General features: G+C 58.0%; 2 protein-coding genes. Both read left to right on the forward strand.

Annotated elements, in window-relative coordinates:
* The first annotated feature begins 31 nt into the window (after positions 1 to 31).
* Positions 32 to 640: a hypothetical protein gene (locus tag ACIRS4_RS37090; protein WP_404204507.1), complete on the forward strand. Its 609-nt coding sequence runs from the start codon at positions 32 to 34 to the stop codon at positions 638 to 640.
* A 548-nt stretch (positions 641 to 1188) separates the two neighbouring features.
* Positions 1189 to 1373: hypothetical protein (locus ACIRS4_RS37095; RefSeq protein WP_404204509.1), on the forward strand; the 185-nt coding region annotated here is incomplete at its 3' end.

The following is a 1373-nucleotide window of genomic DNA, read 5'->3' on the forward strand; positions in this document are numbered from 1 at the left end:
CTATAGGAGCTTCCGTGGCTAGGCTGCCTGGGTGACCACAGACGAACCTATTGCGCTTTTGCCAGTGGGACTTACGGGGCCCATTGCTGGCAGGGTGGCCGACTTCGAATCGATAATGGCGGACTTCTCGTTCGCGCGAGAATGTGCTCTGCGGTACACCACCATGTGTGGGGGTGCAGACCAGGTACTACCTCGTGCGGTGTGGAACGCGGCCGTGATCTCGTTTCGCCGCGGCTTTACCTCCGGGCGGGGGCTCCTGGTCGAAAAGGGGTCACGACCCAACTACGCAGACCATCTGACGGCGCTGCTGACAGATGCTCAGAAACAGACCCACGATGAGGTCTGTGTGATGGCGAACCAGCATGTAGCTCACCGTGTTGCGAACCACGAGCAGGCTAGTGCGGTTGTCTACCTGGTGCCACCGCCTCATGGCCGAGCAATCGCTGGCGTTGGAAGTATGAGCGTAAACTTTATCGGTCCACCGGTCGAAGTCGCTGAACAGATGGTCAATGTGTGCGAAACCTATCTCCGCGCATTGTCTGAACAGCTCGAATTGGCCAAGGCTGCGTTTCGGCACGAAGTCGAAAACACAATCGGCGTGGATTCGCTTTACCTGCACGCGGCGCGTTCGGCGCAGTAGATGACGGTAGTGCCTTGACTGTTCTTCTCCCTCACCCTCATACCTGCCGCCCTCAGTGGAGCTCGGTCGTGTCCAGGATGGCGAAGCCACCGCGTAGCGGACATCGGAGGTGGTCCTTGAATCGGGCGAGTGGAGCGAGACGATTTCGGCATGAGGAAGTGGGACCGAACGCCTGATGGTTGAGTGTCAGAAGCCCCATGGTTCGTTCCGCTGCCCGTCAGCGATACGCTGGGCGGGCATTCCTCTTCATCCGCCAAATGCCCCTCGGCCGGGAATATCTGCGGACCCCTCCGAACAGAGTTTTTTGGAACCTGCGACCTAGGGATTAGGGTGGTTTACCGCTACTCAACGCGATGATGTTTCTGTCAACTGCAACCGAAAAGTTTTGCCTAGCTGCGTATCTGGCTAGCGCGGGACAACAATGGATCACCGAACACAATCTTGAAAAGTCCTGTCGAGCAGGCAATTTGTTGGGGGTTAGTTGGGTGCCACAGCTCAGTTCTCAGAAGTCGGCCGATGCTGTCGCCCTCAGCTCATAGCATTCACACATGAGCGAGATTGATTGGGACGACATGTATGTCGAAACCGAGATCAGCACGCCCGTCCGCGATACCGGCCAAGTTGGACCCGGCATTTCGTGGTGGCATGGCCGTGGCCGGCTTCGGACTCGTGACGAAGGAGCGGAGGGTGACCTTGACCCGGTCGATCGCACGGTACTGGGAATAAATGGGAT

It is taken from the genome of Streptomyces sp. NPDC101166, from assembly GCF_044768125.1.
Lineage (GTDB): Bacteria > Actinomycetota > Actinomycetes > Streptomycetales > Streptomycetaceae > Streptomyces.